This is a genomic window from Mesorhizobium abyssinicae (genome assembly GCF_049887195.1).
Taxonomy (GTDB): Bacteria; Pseudomonadota; Alphaproteobacteria; order Rhizobiales; family Rhizobiaceae; genus Mesorhizobium; species Mesorhizobium abyssinicae.
Genome location: NZ_JARAKC010000077.1, coordinates 1 through 2,025, shown reverse-complemented (window position 1 = coordinate 2,025; position 2,025 = coordinate 1). Strand labels below are relative to the sequence as shown.

The following is a 2,025-nucleotide window of genomic DNA, read 5'->3' as shown; positions in this document are numbered from 1 at the left end:
GCCGGCACGGGGGCCCATTCTGGCGGGAGCGATGTCGTCTGATGGAACTGCGGCACATTGGTAGCCATTGGCGCGCCACGCTGTGCGGCCTCTTCTTCATGGAAGGCTCGCAGCACGTCCCAGGCCGAGGCCGCTTGCCCATGGGCTGACAGGCCCAGTGCATTGTTGGCTGCGACCATTTGCCGGTATCTCTGCAGAAAGTTCCAAGCTGGGCCGAAACCGGGGCCAGCGTTCTTCTCGTACTCGTCAACCGCCCGGCTCAGCACCGCGGGTTCAATCTGGGTAATGCCCTTGCCGAAGTTCTGACTAAGCCAGCTGTTGAAACGCCCCAAAGTACTCCGATAGTTATTTAGCGTGCCTTTTCCGTATCCGCTTGCAGCTGCCCGACATGCATCTTCGATCACCTGGTTGTCTTCGCTGACCGAGCGCGCTCTAGCTGTTGTGACAGTCTGTCCGGCAGAATGCTGCCGGAGCCTTCCCAATGCCACGTTGATGTCGCTCAATAGTACGGCATCGTTGCCCGCGAAGTTCTTCGCCAGACTGACCAACTGCCGATCATCTAGCCGGCCGGCGATCTGCGTCCGATGGTTCTCGTCAAGCCATTTGCTGAACTTGCGCAGCGCCGTTATATCGCCAGCGATCGAGCTTTCACTCACCTTGACTGTTTTAGCCGCATCGGCACGGTAGGCGGCAAAAAGCGCCTCGTCCGGGTGCTCGCGGCCGCGCTTGCGGCTGCGCGTTTGCTGAACGACGGAAGCCTGGTGCGGTGCCTCGGCCGGCATCGTATGGCGCGCGCCGGTCAAATCGCCTCCCATGGTTCCTTCTTTGAGGCCGGCAGCCTGGGCAAAGAGTTGCTCATCGTTCTTGGTTCCAGGTCGAACCACGGTACCATGGAAATTGGAGGCCCCGAGGGCGAGATCGCCCGAGATGCCGCCGAGCGAGATGGAATCGCGGCGACCGTGGAAGGTCAGCGTGCCCTCGCTTCCGGTGCCGCCGATGAAGAAGGCCGCCTTGTTCGAAGCAGCCGTCACAGGCTGTCCGGCAAAATGCTGCCGGAGCCTCTTTAACGCCGGGTTGATACGCGCGCTCTCGCGCTCCGCGAAGTCCTTCGCCAGCGCGTCCAACCCCGGGTCCTCAGTCCGGCCGGCGATCTGCGTCCGATGGTTCTCGTCAAGCCATTTGCTGAACTTGCGCAGCGCCGCTAGATCGCTCCTCACGGTTGGTTCTTTGAGGCGGGCCACGGCTTTTGTCCGGTATTGGGCGAAGAGTACCTCATCGTCCTTGGTGCCGGGTCGAACAGTCGAAGCAGCCGTCACAGGCTGTCCGGCAAAATGCTGCCGGAGCCTTCCCAACGCCACGTTGGTGTCGCCCAGTAGTACGGAATCGTTGCCCGCGAAGTCCTTCGCCAGACCGTCCAGCTGCTCGTCCTCAATCCGACCGTCGATTTGGCTCTGGTGGTTCTCGTCAAGCCATTTGCTGAACTTGCGCAGCGCCGTTATATCGCGAGCAATCGAGCCTTCACTCACCTTGGCTGTTTTAGCCGCGTCGTCACGGTAGGCGGCAAAAAGCGCCTCGTCCGGGTGCTCTCGGACGCGCTTTCGGCTGCGCGTTTGCTGAACGACGGCAGCCTGGTGCGGCGCCGCGGCCGGCATCGTATGGCGCGCGCCGGTCAAATCGCCCTGTTGATTGGCCGCAGGCCGATATGCGTCCGCGACGACGTGAGGGAGGTTCACGACATCGGGTGCGCTTCCAAAGCCCGTGGCGGGCAGGTTGACCCGCGGCGGCGGCATGGAACTCAAAGCTTCGTAACCGACCCCAATCGCTGCGCGGCTCCGCGGCTGATCGACACTTTGCGCGGGTGAGTGGACCACCCGCTCCACATCCTGCCCGAACTGCGCCGAAGCGAAACTTGCAGCCGTAAACGGCCCGGCGCGCTCGGCGGCGGCAAAGAGCTCGTCCTGGTCAAAACTCTGCACAGGTGAGTGAGCTGGTGGAGCAAAGGGCAAGCGCGAGCCGCCTTCCCCG

General features: G+C 62.6%; 1 pseudogene. It reads right to left on the bottom strand.

From position 1 onward, the window contains the following. Positions 1-1,976: pseudogene (locus tag PU724_RS33645) on the bottom strand (hypothetical protein); the annotation flags it as partial. Between the last annotated feature and the right edge of the window lie 49 nt (positions 1,977-2,025).